We start from the raw sequence: 15,972 nt of genomic DNA, 5'->3' as shown, positions 1-15,972 counted from the left end.
GAATGCCATGGTCGACGCTGCCGTCCGTTCTTCGACGACACCCGATGAATCGCCCGAGATCGCGGTCGCTCCGCCGATCGACATCGCACGTGTGAACGAGGCCCTGATGGGCACGTGGGGCGATGTGCGTCGTCAGGCGCGCGAGATGATCAAGGACTCGGCGTTCTGGCGCAAGGATGAGCTCGGCAAGGACGAGCACCGCGAGCGCGTGCTCAGCCAGCTGCACCTGCTGGTCGAGAACAAGGCCGTGCACCGCGCCTTCCCCAAGTCCCTCGGCGGCGAGGAGAACAACGGCGCGAACATCGCGGGCTTCGAGGAGCTCGTGGTGGCCGACCCCAGCCTGCAGATCAAGTCGGGCGTGCAGTGGGGGCTCTTCGGCTCGGCGATCCTGCAGCTGGGTTCGAAGGAGCACCACGAGAAGTGGCTGCCCGGTGTGATGGACCTCTCGATCCCCGGGGCCTTCGCGATGACCGAGATCGGCCACGGCTCCGACGTCGCCGCGGTCGGCACCACGGCCACGTACGACCCGGAGTCCGAGGAGTTCGTCATCAATACCCCGTTCCGCGGGGCGACGAAGGAGTACCTCGGCAACGCGGCCCTGCACGGCGTCGCGGCGACCGTGTTCGCACAGCTCATCACCAACGGCGTCAACCACGGCGTGCACTGCTTCTACGTGCCGCTGCGCGGAGAGGACGGCGTCGACCTGCCGGGCATCGGCCGCGAGGACGACGGTCTCAAGGGCGGGCTCAACGGCATCGACAACGGGCGCCTGTCGTTCGACCACGTGCGCATCCCGCGCACGAATCTGCTGAACCGCTACGGCGACGTCGCCGCCGACGGCACCTACTCCAGCGCGATCGACAGCCCTGGCCGCCGCTTCTTCACGATGCTCGGCACCCTCGTTCAGGGGCGCGTCTCCCTCGACGGCGCGGCATCCTGGGCCTCCGCGCTCGGTCTGCACATCGCGATCACCTACGCGACCCAGCGTCGCCAATTCGACGGTGCGGACGGGCAGGAGGTCGTGCTCATGGACTACGGCAAGCACCAGCGCCGTCTGCTCCCGCGTCTGGCGACCACCTACGCCCAGATCTTCGCGCACGACGAGTTCCTGCAGAAGTTCGACGGCGTGTTCTCGGGTCGCACCGACACCCCGGCCGACCGCGAAGACCTCGAGACCCTGGCCGCCGCGCTCAAGCCGCTGTCGACCTGGCACGCGCTCGACACCCTGCAGGAGGCCCGCGAGGCCACCGGCGGTGCCGGCTTCATGTTCGAGAACCGCCTCGTCGGACTCCGTCAGGACCTCGACATCTACGTCACGTTCGAAGGCGACAACAACGTCCTGCTGCAGCTGGTCGGCAAGCGTCTGCTCACCGACTACGCGAAGCAGTTCCAGGGCAAGGACGCGGCGGCGCTCGCGAAGTTCGCGGTCGGCATGACCGCGGGGAAGGTGTTCCACGGCGCAGGACTCCGCCAGCTCGGCCAGGCCGTCTCCGACTTCGGTCAGGTCAGCCGTTCGGTCGAGCGCGGGCTGCGCGAGGAGCAGCAGCATGATCTGCTCGCGGGTCGGGTGCAGCAGATGGTCGCCGACATCGCCGGCCGCCTGCGCCCCGGCGCGAAGGACAAGCTGCTCGGCGCCCGGCTCTTCAACGAGAACCAGGCCGAGCTCATCGAGGCCGCGCGTGCGCACGGCGAGCTGCTGCAGTGGGAGGCGTTCACCGACGCCGTGCACCAGATCGAGGACGCCGACACCAAGAAGGTCCTCACCTGGCTGCGCGACCTGTTCGGTCTTCAGCTCATCGAGAAGCACCTCGCCTGGCACCTCATCAACGGACGCCTGTCGACGCAGCGCGCCGCGGCCGTGTCGAGCTACATCGACCGGCTGTGCACCCGCCTGCGGCCGTACGCCCTCGACCTCGTGAACGCGTTCGGCTACGAGCCGGAGCACGTGCGCGCGCCGATCGCGAGCGGCATCGAGAAGCAGCGTCAGGACGAGGCGCGGGCGTACTACGCCGATCTCGCCGCCACCGGCCATGCACCGATCCAGGAGAAGACCCTGAAGAAGCAGCGGCGCTGACGGTGATCTCTCGTGCGATTCATGGATTCGGCTGAGTAGTCTCGGCACGTACCCGATCCGAGGAGCACGAGATGTCCATCGTCACCGCCTATGCCGCTCCGCGCGAAGCCGCGCCGCTCGAGAAGACCGTCATCGACAGACGCGAGCTCGGCCCCCACGATGTGCTGATCGACATCGCGTTCGCCGGCATCTGCCACTCCGACATCCACACGGTGCGCGGCGACTGGGGTCCGCAGCAGTACCCGCTCGCGCCGGGGCACGAGATCACGGGCACGGTCGCCGCTGTCGGGTCCGAGGTCACGCGTCACGTCGTGGGCGACCGGGTGGGGGTCGGGTGCCTCGTGAACTCCTGCGGCGAATGCCGGGAGTGCGTGCGCGGTCAGGAGCAGTTCTGCCGTCAGGGCGCGGTCGGCACGTACGGCGCCGTCGATCGCGACGGCAGCATCACGCAGGGCGGATACTCCGAGCAGGTCGTGGTGACCGAGGCCTTCGTGCTGCGCATCCCGGATGCACTGCCGCTCGATGCCGCCGCTCCGCTCCTGTGCGCCGGCATCACGACGTACTCGCCGCTGAGGCACTGGCGGGTCGGGCCCGGGACGAGGGTCGCGGTGGTCGGTCTCGGCGGACTCGGACACATGGGCGTGCAGATCGCGCACGCGCTCGGCGCCGAGGTGACCGTGCTCTCGCAGACCCTGAGCAAGAAGGACGACGGGCTGCGGCTCGGCGCCGACCAGTACCGTGCGACGAGCGATCCGACCACCTTCCGCGAGCTGCGCTCATCCTTCGACGTGATCCTCAACACGGTCAGCGCCGCGGTCGACCTGCGCTCGTACCTCGGCCTGCTCGACGTCGACGGGACGATGGTGTGCGTCGGGGCGCCGGCGGAGCCCCTCGCCCTCACGGTGGGCTCCCTCATCGGCGGGCGCCGCTCGATCGCGGGCTCCAACATCGGCGGAATCCGCGAGACGCAGGAGATGCTCGACTTCTGCGCCGAGAACGGCATCGTCGCCGAGATCGAGGTCATCAGGGCCGCGGAGATCAACACGGCATACGAGCGGGTGCTCGCGTCCGACGTGCGCTACCGGTTCGTGATCGACGCCTCGACCTTCGCGGAGTGACGTCGGCGGCGGCGGATACGTTGGGGAGATGACCTCTCTCCTCACGGGCCCCGACGCCCGCGACCGCTGTGCCTGGGTGGGCGACGACGCCGAGTACCGCCGCTATCACGACGAGGAGTGGGGGACGCCGCTGCACGGCGACCGGGCGCTGTTCGAGAAGATGGCGCTCGAGGGGTTCCAGGCCGGGCTGTCGTGGATCACCATCCTGCGCAAGCGTCCGCGGTTCCGGGAGGTCTTCGCGGGCTTCGGGCCTGCCGCCGTATCCGCGTTCGGGGAAGACGACGTCGCGCGGCTGATGCAGGACCCCGGCATCATCCGCAACCGCGCCAAGATCGAGGCCACGATCGGCAACGCCCGCATCGTCCACGACATGGCAGACGGCGAGCTCGACGAGCTGATGTGGTCGTTCGCGCCGCCGGCATCCGACACGCGTCCCGCCGCGTTCGCCGACGTCCCCGCGGTCACCGCGGAGTCGACGGCCTTGAGCAAGGAGCTCCGACGGCGCGGGTTCCGCTTCGTCGGCCCGACCACGATGTACGCCCTGATGCAGTCCGCCGGGATGGTCGACGACCACATCGCGGGGTGCTGGCGCGCCTGACGCGGAGTGGGGATATCTCCCCATCGAGCGGTATTCCGCGACCCGGTTAGGATGTACGGGTGCTGCACCGGCTCGTCGAGCCCGTGCATGGAGCAATCGGAGTGTCACCCTGGGGGGGAACCGGGAATGAAGGCGTTGTCATGGATGCGCGCGCGACCCAAGACCTTGGCGTCGGCCGCCGGCGTCACCGTCGGTGTCATCGCGATCACCACGATGGCGTTCACCTATGAGGGGTTCCCGACCACCAAGGTCGACCTGAACGACGGCGGCGTCTGGATCACGAAGTCCTCGAGCCTGCTCGTGGGCCACTTCAACAACGAGTCGACCATCCTCGACGGCGGTCTGCGCACCACGAGCGAGAACTACGACATCCTCCAGGCCGCGTCCAACGTGCTGGTCGTGGACGAGAGCGCCTCGACGGTGACGGCGGTCGATCCCGCCCGCGTCTCGCTCGGCGACTCCACCGTCATCCCCTCATCGGCCAAGGTCGCCCTGGGGGCCGAGACGGCCGCGATCCTCGATGAGAAGTCCGGCGATTTGTGGGTCGTCCCCGTGAAGGGGATCGCGTCCTTCGAGATCGAGGCGACGGAACCCATCGCCGAGCTGGGCGAGAACTCCGACGTCACGGTGGCCGACGACGGCACCGTCTTCGCCCTGTCGGCGGAGAAGGGCGAGGTCGTGACGGTCCCCGTCGACAACGAAGGCGTGCCGGGCGATTCGTCTGCGGCGTCGGTCGGCGAGCTCGACCTGTCCGAACGTCCCACGATCACCGCCGTCGGTCGCACACCGGTCGTGCTCGACGAGGCCGCAGGAGTCGTCACCACGCCGGGTGGCTTCCGCACCGAGGTCGCAGGCGCGAAGGACGCGGTGTTGCAGCAGGCCTCCGCCGAGACCGACGCCGTCGCCATCGCCACGCCCTCCGCGCTCGTGCGCGTCCCCCTCGACGGCAGCGAGCCCGAGGAGACCTCCGCCGGCGGTTCAGGCACCGCGGCGGCACCCGTGTGGCTGCGCGGGTGCACCTACGGCGCCTGGGCCGGTTCCGCGACGTTCATCCGCGAATGCCCCGGTGACTCGAACGACGTGAACGCGCCGATCGAGGGCGCCGAGGAGTCCGCGAGCCTGACCTTCCGCGTGAACCGCGACGTGATCATCCTGAACGACGCCGTCGGCGGCGCCGCGTGGATGGCGAACGAGAGCCTGCAGCGCGTCGACAACTGGAACGACCTCACGCCGCCCGAGGGCGAGACGGAGAACCAGGAGGACTCGACCGAGGAGACGGTCGAGACCACGCTCCCGGAGCGCAGCGAGGAGAACACGCCACCGATCGCCGAGGACGACTCCTACGGCGTGCGGCCTGGCGCCACGACGCTGCTGCCCGTGCTCGACAACGACAACGACCCCGACGGCGACGTGCTCGTGGCGGCGCTGGCCGAGGCGCAGCCCTCCATCGGCACCGTGCAGCCGATCAACAACGGCGGCTCCCTGCAGATCGCGGTCGACGAGAAGGCCTCGGGCACCGCGAGCTTCACCTACGAGGTCGACGACGGCCGCAAGGGCAAGGACACCGCGGTCGTCACGCTCGAGGTGCACGACTGGAGCGACAACGCCGCCCCCGGGCCGAAGCGGAAGACATCCCTCGCGGTCGAGACCGGCGGCACGATCTCGTACAACATCCTCCCGGACTGGATCGATCCGGACGGCGACGACATCTACCTCAAGGAGGTCATCGCGGCGCCGGGAGACGAGGTCGACTTCAGCAAGGACGGCCAGATCACCTACAAGGCGACCGCCAGCCTGCAGGGGCGCAAGGACGTGCAGGTGACCGTCGCCGACGCTTTCGGCAAGCTCGGCACCTCGACCATCTCGCTCGACGTCCGCCCGCAGGGGTCGACGAACCCGAAGACCAACGCCGACCACGTGATCACCAAGGTCGGCGAGCAGGTCACGATCGCGCCGACCGCGAACGACACCAGCACCTCGCGCGAGCCGCTGCGTCTGAGCAGGGTCCTCGACACCCTGGGTGCGACGATCGTCCCGAACACCGCCAACAAGACCTTCTCCTTCATGGCGGAGGCTCCCGGCGTCTACTACGTGCAGTACCAGGTCACGACGGGCCCGAAGAACGGCGAGGGACTCGTGCGCGTCGACGTGATGCCGGAGTCGGAGACGGATCTGCCGCCGGTCGCCGTGCGCGACGTCGCGCTGCTGCCCACGGGCGGCGACGTGCTCCTCGGCGTGCTCAACAACGACACCGATCCTGCCGGCGGCATCCTCGTCGTCCAGTCCGTGTCGCTCGAGCCGAACAGCGGCATCTCGGTCTCTGTGCTCAACCACGAGACCCTCCGCATCACCGATCAGGGTGCGCTCGAAGAGCAGGTGCGCGTCAAGTACCGCATCTCGAACGGCTCCAAGTCGGCGGAGGGCGAGGTCGTGGTGATCCCGATCCCCGCGCCGGACGAGCTCCGGCAGCCCGTCGCGAACCCCGACACCGCGACGGTGCGCGTCGGAGACGTCGTGACCATCCCGGTCCTCGACAACGACACCCACCCGAGCGACGACGTGATGCACGTCGAGCCCGAGCTCATCGAACCGTTCGTGGATCCCGAGGACGGCGAGGCGTTCGTGTCGCAGGACACGGTGCGCTTCAAGGCGGGACCCGAGGCGAAGACGGTCTACCTCACCTATGAGGTGTCGGACTCCCGCCAGCAGAAGGCGGCGGGCTACGTCACGATCCAGATCATGCCGATCGACGAGGAGACCAACGCGGCACCGCGTCCGCAGGATCTCGTCGCCCGCGCCCTGGCCGGCACCGAGGTGAACATCGCCGTCCCGCTCGACGGCATCGACACCGACGGCGACTCCGTCGAGCTGGTCGGCATCGAGTCGAGCCCCTCGAAGGGGCGCGTCACGAACGGTCCGAACTACTTCACCTACGAGGCGGCAGACGGCGCATCCGGCGTCGACGTGTTCAAGTACCGGGTGCGCGACCGTCTCGGCAAGGAGGGCATCGCCACGGTGCGGGTGGGCATCGCGCCCGCCGAAGAGGTCAACCAGCCGCCGTACGCGGTCAAGGACGCCGTCGTCGTGCGACCGGGCAGGGAGATCGCGGTACCCGTGCTCGAGAACGACTCCGACCCCGAGGGCGACAAGGTCTCCCTCGTCAAGGACGGTCTCGAGCGGCCCGACGGGCTGGAGGCGCGCGTCTCGGGCGACCGGGTGATCGTGCAGGCGCCGAACGGGCCCACCGAGACCTCACTGCAGTACACGGTGTCGGATGCGCGCGGGGCGACGGCCACCGCGACCCTGCAGATCACCGTCGACGAAGACGTCCCGCTGCAGGCGCCGGTCGCCCGCGACGACAGGCTGCTGCCTACCGACCTCAAGGACGGCGGTCTGACCGCCGACCTCGACATCCTCGCGAACGACGAGGATCCCGACGGCACGACCGAGCGGCTCACGGTCGACGTCGGCGAGGGCGGCACCCGGCTCGAGAACGGCAAGGTGCGTGTCACCGTCACCGACGAGCTCCAGCTGATCCGCTACACCCTCACCGACCGCGACGACCTGAAGGCCTCGGCGTTCATCTTCGTGCCGTCGAGGGCCGATCTGCGTCCGACGCTCACGTCGACGAAGCCGCTCGAGGTGGTCAGCGGCGAGACCGAGACGCTCCCGCTCTCGAAGTACGTCACGGTGGCGGGCGGCGGCGATGTCGTGATCACCGAGAAGGAGCGGATCAGCGCGAACCACGCCGACGGCGCCGACCTGCTGGTCGACGAGAGGACGCTGGTCTACACCTCGGCGCCGGGGTACTTCGGGCCCGACGCGCTCACGTTCGAGGTCACCGACGGCGATGGGCCCGACGACCCCGAGGGGCGCAAGGCGACGCTGAGCATCCCGATCAACGTGCTCCCGCCGGAGAACCAGCAGCCGAAGTTCATCCAGGGCCAGGTCAACGTCGCCCCGGGCGAGCCGGCGACATCGCTCGACCTCGCGGCGCTGACCGACGACCCCGACCCCGAAGACAAGGGCAAGCACGACTACGCGCTCGTCGGCGGGGAGGAGAAGGGCGTCTCCGCGCGCATCGACGGCGGCGACAAGCTCGTCGTCGAGGCGGCGTCGAACGCCAAGAAGGGCACCGCGGTCACGCTGAAGCTGCGCATCTCCGACGGCACCACCGAACCGGTCGAGGGCACGGTCGCGGTCATGGTCACGGCGTCGACCCGATCGATGCCCGCGGCGAACACCGACACGATCGCCGAGGCCGATGCGGGCAAGACCATCACGGTGCCCGCACTCGCGAACGACTACAACCCGTTCCCCGAGACGCCGTTGAAGATCGTCTCGGCCGTGACCGAGTCGGGTGTGGGCGACGTCGAGTTCACCGACGATCAGGTCACCGTGACGCCGGCCAAGTCCTTCGTGGGAACGCTCGTGGTCCGCTACCGCATCCAGGATGCGACCGAAGACGCCGACCGCGAGGTCAACGGCCAGATCGTCGTGACCGTGCAGGACGTCCCGGATGCGCCGGGGGTTCCGACGATCGCCAGCGTGCAGGACCGCACGGTGGTCGTGTCGTTCTCGGCGCCGTCGAACAACGGTGCGGAGATCACGAAGTACACCGTGAGATCGGTCGGCGGCAGCCCGTACTCCAAGGAGTGCCAGTCCACGACCTGCACGCTCGACGGCCTCACCAACAACGTCGAGTACACGTTCCAGGCGACGGCGACCAACCGTGTCGGCGAGTCCGAGCCGTCCGGCCTGTCGGCGCCCGCGCGCCCCGACGCACGTCCCGACACGCCGAACCCGCCGACCCTGGCCTTCGGCGACAAGTCGCTCAAGGTGGCCTGGGTGACCCCGTCGACCCCTGGTTCGCCGGTCGAGCGGTACACGCTCGAGATCTCGCCCGCACCCCCCTCCGGCATCACGCAGAAGGAGGTCACGGGCAACTCCACCACGTGGGAGGGGCTCGAGAACGGATCGGACTACCAGGTCAGGGTGCAGGCGCACAACAGGGCGCCCGATCCGTCGAGCTGGAGCGGCTGGTCGGCGTCCGAGATCCCGGCGGGTCCGCCGCTCCCGCCCGCGGCACCCACCACGGCGGAGCTGTCCCCGGTCGGCGGCCGCGCGCAGATGCAGGTGAGTTGGAACCCACCGGACAAGAACGGCGACGCGATCCGCGGCTACCGCCTCGAGGTGCTGCGCGGCGGCCAGGTGATCGACACCCTCACCCCTGGCCCGGAGGCGCTGAGCCAGACTGTGGTCGTCGACCCGTCGGAGACCGCGTACACGTACCGGATCCAGGCGAACAACAAGGCCGGATGGGGCGATCTGAGCGCCGAGTCCGCCCCGCGACGCGGCGTGGTGCCGCCCGGTGCGCCGACGAGCCTCAAGGTCACGAAGGAAGGCGACCGCGCGCTCACGATCTCGTTCAACGAGGGCTCCCGCGGCGGCGCGACCGCCGGGGAGATCACCAACCAGTACCGCCTCAACGGCGGCGAGTGGAACACGGTGCCGGGCAACAGGATCATCGGCGGCCTCACCAATGGCAAGGACTACCGGGTCGAGGTGCGCGCGGTCGCGAACGTCAGCGGATCGACGTACCCCGGCGCCGTCTCCAACTCGGCGACAGGCAACCCGTACGGCGTCCCGAGCCCGCCGGCGGTGAGCGCGGAGTCGCTCGAGAGCCAGGTGCGGCTGAACTGGAATGCCAACGGCTCCGCGAACGGGCGCAACATCACCGAGGTGCAGATCAGCATCGACGGCGGCGGCTGGCAGGGTGTCGCCGCGACCGGGTCGGTGAACGTCGGCACCTACAGCGAGCACCACACAATCCGCGCCAGGGCGAAGGACTCCACGGGTGTCTGGTCGGATGTGAGCCCGTCTGCCGGTGCGACCGCCCAGGCGAAGCCGCAGCCACGCTGGTGGGCCTCGCAGGGGACCGACTCCGGGAACTGCAGTCCCGACACGTGCTACTACCTGAACCTGAACACGGCCAACGTGCCGGCAGGGCAGTACCGGATCCGCTGCCTCGAGAACGGCACGCCGTACCGCTCCGCGTCGGGACAGACCTCGAACTACAACACGTACAACGTGCCGGCGAACGGCACCATCCGGCTCTCCTGCTGGCACGGTGGCATGAACCGCACGCTGCAGGCCGACATCCAGGGCGTCGGCTGGTCCGAGGCCACCTCCTGGCCGTGACCGTCTCCGGCTGCCCCTGAACTCCCACACGAAGGAACGACACACTCATGACAATGACCCCCGAGCAGGCGGCCTGGTTCCAGGGCACCTTCCAGCGACTGGTCGACAACGTCGACAAGGCCGTGCAGGGCAAGCAGGAGGTCGTCGGCCTCGTGCTGGCCTCGATGCTCGCCGAGGGCCACGTGCTCCTGGAGGATGCACCGGGCACGGGGAAGACGAGCCTCGCCAAGGCGCTCGCGGCGACCGTCCAGGGCACCAGCGCGCGCATCCAGTTCACCCCCGACCTGCTCCCGTCCGACGTCACGGGTGTGACGATCTACGACCAGCAGTCGCACCGGTTCGAGTTCCACAAGGGCCCGATCTTCGCGTCGATCGTGCTGGCCGACGAGATCAACCGCGCATCGCCCAAGACCCAGTCGGCACTGCTGGAGGTCATGGAGGAGTCTCGCGTGACCGTCGACGGCGTCACGCACGAGGCCGGGCGTCCGTTCCTCGTGATCGCGACGCAGAACCCCATCGAGCAGGCGGGTACGTACAAGCTCCCCGAGGCCCAGCTCGACCGCTTCCTGATCAAGACCTCGATCGGCTACCCCGACCTCGCGGTGACTGAGAGCATCCTGGCCGGTGCGTCCGACCGCAACCCGTCTGCGGGTCTCTCGGCGATCATCACGACGAGCGCCGTCGCCGATATGGCCGACCTCGCCGCGTCGGTCCACGTTGAGCCCGCCGTGCTCCGCTACGTCGCCGAACTCGCCGAGGCGACCCGTGAGGACTCGGCGATCCGACTCGGCGTCTCGGTGCGTGGGGCGATCGCGATGATCCGCATCGCCAAGGTGTGGGCTGCGGCTCAGGGGCGCCATTTCGTACTCCCCGACGACATCAAGGCCCTCGCCCGTCCGGTGTGGCAGCACCGTCTGCTGCTCGACGCCGAGGCGGAGTTCGCCGGCACCACGAGTGACACGGTGATCGCCCGCGTGCTCGACGGCGTCGCCGCTCCGCAGGCCCGAGCGGCGGCCTGATGACCGCGGAGGCCCTTCCGGCGTCGCCGCCGCAGACGGAACGCGACGCCGGCTGGCGTGACGTCGCGGCCGTCCTCGGTGCGCGTGCCCTGGTGCGCCTCCGCAAGATCACCGCGGCGATCCGCCCGCTCGCGTGGGTGCTGATGGCCCTCGCGATCGGGTTCTGGGTGCTCGGGCAGCTCGCCGGATGGTCGGAGTTCACGGTCGCGGCCGTCGTGATCGCGGTCGCGGTCGCGGTGTGCGCGCTGTTCCTGATCGGGCGCACCGCGTACGACGTCTCGCTCGACCTCGCCCGCACCCGGGTGGTCGTCGGTGAGCGCGCGGTCGGTGCGCTCACCCTCGCCAACCGTGGCAGCAGGGCGATCCTGCCGTCGCGTGTGGTGCTCCCGGTCGGCTCGGGCCGAGGAGAGTTCGGGATCCAGCGGCTCGCACCGGGGGAGGAGGCGGAGGAGCTCTTCGCCATTCCCACGCAGAAGCGCGGTGTGGTCAAGGTGGGACCGGTGAGCGTGGTGCGCGGAGATCCGCTCGGGCTCTTCGAACGGGCGCACCGGCGTGACGATCCGGTCGACCTGTTCGTGCACCCGCGCACCGTGCTGTTCGACGGACAGTCGCTCGGGTACCTGCGCGATCTGGAAGGGCTGCCGGCGGCGGATCTGTCTCGCGACGACGTGTCCTTCCACGCCCTGCTCGAGTACCAGCCCGGTGACGACCTGCGCCACGTGCACTGGCGTTCGACGGCGCGCACGGGCACGATGATGGTCCGGCAATACGAGGAGACCCGCCGGTCGCACTTCGTGATCGGCCTCTCGCGCTCGGTCGCCGACTACGCCACCGCCGACGACTTCGAGCTCGGGATCTCGGCCGCCGGGTCGATCGGTCTCCGCGCGCTCCGCGACTCCCAGCGCGTCGACGTGCGCGTGCAGGGGCGCGAGCTGCCGGCCGGCACGGGCAAGCAGCTCCTCGACTCGCTCTCGGCCGTGGAGAACAGCAAGGCGAGGGAGGGCGGCATCGCCGACCTCGCCGGAATCGTCTCGGCCACGATGCCGCTCGCGAGCGTCGTCGTGCTCGTCTGCGGATCCCGCGTGCCCTCGGACGATCTCCGTCTGGCCTGCTCCCGGCTTCCCTTCGGCGCGAAGGTCCTCGCCGTCGTCGCCGACACGACGGCGAAAGCCCCGGCGCTCCGGCGGATCGGCGACGCCGATGTCGTCACGGTCGGCGCTCTCGAACAGATCCCCCTCGCTCTGCAGAAGGTGCTCGCATGACCGGGTCCGCCACCGCATCCGGCGTTCTGCCGCTCCGCCGCTGGATCCTCGATCTGGGAGCGTCCGCCCTCCTCGTCCTCACCGCGCTCGTCGGCTTCTGGCCGACGTTCGCCGGCGGGTCGTTCCTCCCGGCCGTGATCGGCGGCCTCCTGCTGGGACTCGGAATCGCGGCCGTCGCCGCATGGCGTCGATGGGGCATCCTGATCATCGCCGGGCTCACGGTCGCCGCGTACTTCGTGTTCGGCGGGGCGCTCGCCCTGCCGCACACGACGATCCTCGGGGTGGTCCCGACGCTGGAGACCCTGCAGAAGCTCGCGGTCGGCACCGTGACAGCCTGGAAGCAGATGCTCACCACGGTCGCCCCGGTGGCGGCGGCGGACGGGCACCTCCTCGTCCCGTTCCTGCTGGCGCTCGTGGCATCCGTGCTCACCGCGTCGCTCGCGCTGCGCCTGCCGCAGGTCGCGTGGGCGCTCCTCCCCGCCGGCGTGCTGCTCATGCTCGTCATCGCGCTCGGCACCCCCGAACCCGCTTTCCCGCTCGTCCAGGGCCTCGTGTTCGCCGTGGTGAGCATGACGTGGCTCGCGCTGCGGCAGCTCTGGGCGCCGCAGAACATGGCCGTGTCGGTCAGCGAGGTCGACCCCTCGCGTGCGGCCCACATGCGCACCCGTCGTCTGCTCGCGGGCGTCGCGGTGCTCGCCGTCGCGGCAGGCACGGGCGTCGCCGCCAGTGCGTTCGCGACCCCGGCGCAACCGCGGCACGTGTTCCGCGACGTGATCATCCCGCCGTTCGACATCCGCGACTATCCGAGCCCTCTGCAGGCGTTCCGCAAGAACGTGCGCGACGAAGCCGACAAGACGCTCTTCACGGTGCAGGGCCTGCCCAAGGACGCGCGCATCCGGACGGCCGTGATGGACCAGTTCGACGGCATGGTCTACAACGTCACCGACGGCGGTCCCACGTCGTCGAGCGCGTTCGCCCCGCTGCGCTCGAACATGGCGCCGGAGGCCGAAGGTGTTCCCGTGACGCTGAAGTTCGCGATCGACGGGTATCGCGGCGTGTGGATGCCGACGGCGGGAGAGCTGTCGGAGATCCGCTTCGAGGGCGATCGCGCCGAAGACCTGCGCCGCGGGACGTTCGTGAACACCGTGACGGGCACGGCTGTCGCCACGCCGAAGCTGGGTGCCGGCGACGAGTACGTGGTCGATGCCGTGATGCCCGCCGTGCCCGATGACGAACAGCTCGCCGAGGTGCCGTTCGGCAAGGTCACGATGCCGAAGCCGAGCAACGTGCCGGAAGAGCTCACCTCGCTCGCTGCCGAGACCGTGTCCGACGCCGAGACCCCGATCGAGCAGGTCAGGGCGTTGGAGAACCTCCTCGCGGAGGGCGGCTTCTTCAGTCACGGCCTTGAGGGCGAGGTGCTGTCGCGCGCGGGACACACCGCCGAGCGCATCTCGACACTCGTCGGCGCCGAGCAGATGATCGGCGACGACGAGCAGTACGCCGTGGCCATGGCCCTGCTGGCTGGGCAGCTCGACATCCCCGCGCGGGTCGTCATGGGCTATTACCCCGACGAGGAGCAGGCGGGTGAGGCGGTGTTCGCCGCCACGGGCGACAACGTGCACGCGTGGGTCGAGGTCAACTTCGAGGGCGTCGGATGGGTGACCTTCAATCCGACCCCGCCGGAGGACCAGGTGCCCAACGACCAGAACACGAAGCCGCGCGTCGACCCGAAGCCGCAGGTCCTGCAGCCGCCGCCCCCGCCGCAGGAGCCCGTCGACCTGCCGCCCACGCTCCCCGACGACCGCGAGTCCGAGGACGAGAGCCTGAATCTCGCCGGCATCATCGGGGCGATCCTCCTGATCGGCGGCATCACGCTCGCCGTGATCGCGGTGCTCGCCTCGCCGTTCATCGTGATCGGCGCATGGAAGGCGGCGAAGCGGCGTTCGCGCCGTGCGGCTGCGCGCGCCTCCGACCGCATCAGCGGCGGCTGGGACGAGTTGACCGACCGTGCGATCGACTACGGCGCCCGCCTCGCGCCCGGCGGCACGCGCACGGAGGAGGCGGCTGTCGTGGCCTCCGCGCTGACGGTGCCGCAGGTCACGGCGCTCGCCGACCGTGCCGACGCCGAGGTGTTCGGGCCGGCCGAACCGACCCCGCAGGACGTGGAGTCGTTCTGGCACGAGGTCGACGAGATCGTGGGCGGCCTCGGCAAGGAGGCCGGCTTCTGGAAGCGCGTCAAGGCAAGGCTGAGCCTTCGTTCGCTGGTCGGGGGAACCGCGATCTCGAACGGTCTGCAGAACCTGAAGGATGCCGCGACCGCGCGCGTTCGGCGCGAACCTGGCACCATCAAGAGCAGCACGACGCCCCCGTCCTCCGAGAGTGAGACCCCATGACGCAGCCCGCGCTCGATCAGATCGCGCCGATCTCCCGTCGCGCGGTCGCGTACCTCATCGATGCCTTGATCGCCGGGGGCCTCGCGATCGTGCTCGGCGGCGGACTGCTGGTCGCCGCCTCGCTCTCCGGCAGCGCCGAGAAGATGCTCGGGATCCTCCTGATCGGCGGGCCGGTGGTGAGCCTCGTGCTCCTCGGCTGGTTCGTCGTCTACACGATCATGCAGGCAGGCGGCGGCTCGATCGGGATGCGGGCGCAGGGTCTGCGACTCGTCTCGGCGGCGGAGGGGAAGCCGCTGGGATTCGGGCGGACCCTGCTGCGGAACATCATCTTCGGCCTCACCGCCGCTGTGGTGGTCGGCTACTTCAGCCCGCTCTTCGACGGCTCCGGCCGTTTCCAGGGGTGGCACGACAAGGTCGCCGGTTCGCTGATGCTCGATGCACGGGTGTCGGCGTCCGCCACGCAGGCGTCCGTCGCTGCGGCGGCGATCCCGCCCGCCCCCACGACGTCGATCCCCGCCGCGCCCCTCGCCTCCGGCGCCGGTCACCCTTCTCCGACCGGATCCCCGGCCCCGGCGATCCCCGGTCTTCCGATGACCTCCGCGGCTCCCGCTGCTCCCTCCGCCGCGGTGCCGGCGTACGTCCCGCCGCGCCCTGCGGCCCCCGCAGCCCCGGTGGCCGACGCCGGTTCGCTGATCGCCTTCGTCCCGGGGGTCACCCAGGACGCACCCCCGCACCCCGCTCCGGCCGTGGAGCCCGAACTCGATGCGACCGTGCAGCAGCGGCCGGAGCCTGCCGTCGTGACTCCGCCGGCGACGTCCGCGCCTGTGCCCGCCGCGCCCGCTCCCGCACCGGCCGCACCTCTCGCACCGGCGGCACCCCCTGCCCCTGCCGCAGCTCCGGCGCCCGCAGCGGCACCCGTCGCCTTCGTTTCCGTCGAGGCCGAGGACGATCTGGAGGACACGCGGATCAGCGTTCCAGGACACCGGCTGGTGTTCACCTGGGACGACGGGACGCGCGTCTCGGTGTCTCGGCGCACGATCTTCGGCCGCAACCCCGCGCCCGAGGAGGGAGCGACGCTCGTGCCCGTGCGCGACGAGACGCTCTCGCTCTCCAAGACGCACTTCGAGGCCGCGGCCGAGACCTCCGGCGGCTGGGTGCGGGATCGCCACTCCACGAACGGCATGACCATCGTGCGCGACGGGCAGCGTATCGCCTGCCCCGCCGGGCAACGCGTGCCGATCCGTCTCGGCGACGCGATCGAGATCGGCGACCGCATCGTGACGATCGGCGGCTACGCGTGAGGGCCG

8 protein-coding genes are annotated in these 15,972 nt (G+C 70.1%); all 8 read left to right on the top strand.

The genetic code is table 11. The annotated features are described in order from the left end of the window. Positions 1-7 precede the first annotated feature (7 nt). Complete coding sequence (locus AB0E56_RS00095) at positions 8-2,074, top strand: acyl-CoA dehydrogenase (RefSeq protein ID WP_220173915.1); 2,067 nt, start codon at positions 8-10, stop codon at positions 2,072-2,074. A gap of 71 nt (positions 2,075-2,145) precedes the next feature. Then, entirely contained in the window at positions 2,146-3,192 is a 1,047-nt protein-coding gene (locus tag AB0E56_RS00090) for an NAD(P)-dependent alcohol dehydrogenase (protein ID WP_359796084.1), read from the top strand. Positions 3,193-3,220: 28 nt separating this feature from the next. Then, positions 3,221-3,790: a DNA-3-methyladenine glycosylase I gene (locus tag AB0E56_RS00085; protein ID WP_359796083.1), complete on the top strand. Its 570-nt coding sequence runs from the start codon at positions 3,221-3,223 to the stop codon at positions 3,788-3,790. A gap of 144 nt (positions 3,791-3,934) precedes the next feature. Beyond that, a complete protein-coding gene (locus AB0E56_RS00080; RefSeq protein WP_359796082.1) occupies positions 3,935-9,991 on the top strand; it encodes an Ig-like domain-containing protein in 6,057 nt (2,018 codons plus the stop codon). A gap of 47 nt (positions 9,992-10,038) precedes the next feature. Continuing rightward, on the top strand, positions 10,039-11,010 hold the full coding sequence (locus AB0E56_RS00075; protein WP_359796081.1) for a MoxR family ATPase: 972 nt from the start codon (positions 10,039-10,041) through the stop codon (positions 11,008-11,010). After that, on the top strand, positions 11,010-12,272 hold the full coding sequence (locus AB0E56_RS00070) for a DUF58 domain-containing protein (protein WP_359796080.1): 1,263 nt from the start codon (positions 11,010-11,012) through the stop codon (positions 12,270-12,272). The genes AB0E56_RS00075 and AB0E56_RS00070 overlap by 1 nt, the downstream gene beginning before the upstream one ends. Continuing rightward, positions 12,269-14,665, top strand: a complete 2,397-nt coding sequence (locus tag AB0E56_RS00065; protein WP_359796079.1) for a transglutaminaseTgpA domain-containing protein — start codon at positions 12,269-12,271, stop codon at positions 14,663-14,665. Before AB0E56_RS00070 ends, AB0E56_RS00065 begins: the two co-directional genes overlap by 4 nt. After that, on the top strand, positions 14,662-15,966 hold the full coding sequence (locus AB0E56_RS00060; RefSeq protein WP_359796078.1) for an RDD family protein: 1,305 nt from the start codon (positions 14,662-14,664) through the stop codon (positions 15,964-15,966). The genes AB0E56_RS00065 and AB0E56_RS00060 overlap by 4 nt, the downstream gene beginning before the upstream one ends. Positions 15,967-15,972: the final 6 nt, after the last annotated feature.

The sequence above is a fragment of the Microbacterium sp. NPDC028030 genome, assembly GCF_040637855.1.
Classification (GTDB): Bacteria; Actinomycetota; Actinomycetes; order Actinomycetales; family Microbacteriaceae; genus Microbacterium.
Note: the sequence above shows the minus strand (reverse complement) of the source record. Positions and strands in the feature narration are given on the sequence as shown.

What these genes read in the sequence shown, in the direction of transcription:
- AB0E56_RS00095 (WP_220173915.1), top strand. Translation starts at nt 8, where the DNA reads ATGGTCGACGCTGCCGTCCGTTCTTCGACGACACCCGATGAATCGCCC.
- AB0E56_RS00090 (WP_359796084.1), top strand. Translation starts at nt 2,146, where the DNA reads ATGTCCATCGTCACCGCCTATGCCGCTCCGCGCGAAGCCGCGCCGCTC.
- AB0E56_RS00085 (WP_359796083.1), top strand. Translation starts at nt 3,221, where the DNA reads ATGACCTCTCTCCTCACGGGCCCCGACGCCCGCGACCGCTGTGCCTGG.
- AB0E56_RS00080 (WP_359796082.1), top strand. Translation starts at nt 3,935, where the DNA reads ATGCGCGCGCGACCCAAGACCTTGGCGTCGGCCGCCGGCGTCACCGTC.
- AB0E56_RS00075 (WP_359796081.1), top strand. Translation starts at nt 10,039, where the DNA reads ATGACAATGACCCCCGAGCAGGCGGCCTGGTTCCAGGGCACCTTCCAG.
- AB0E56_RS00070 (WP_359796080.1), top strand. Translation starts at nt 11,010, where the DNA reads ATGACCGCGGAGGCCCTTCCGGCGTCGCCGCCGCAGACGGAACGCGAC.
- AB0E56_RS00065 (WP_359796079.1), top strand. Translation starts at nt 12,269, where the DNA reads ATGACCGGGTCCGCCACCGCATCCGGCGTTCTGCCGCTCCGCCGCTGG.
- AB0E56_RS00060 (WP_359796078.1), top strand. Translation starts at nt 14,662, where the DNA reads ATGACGCAGCCCGCGCTCGATCAGATCGCGCCGATCTCCCGTCGCGCG.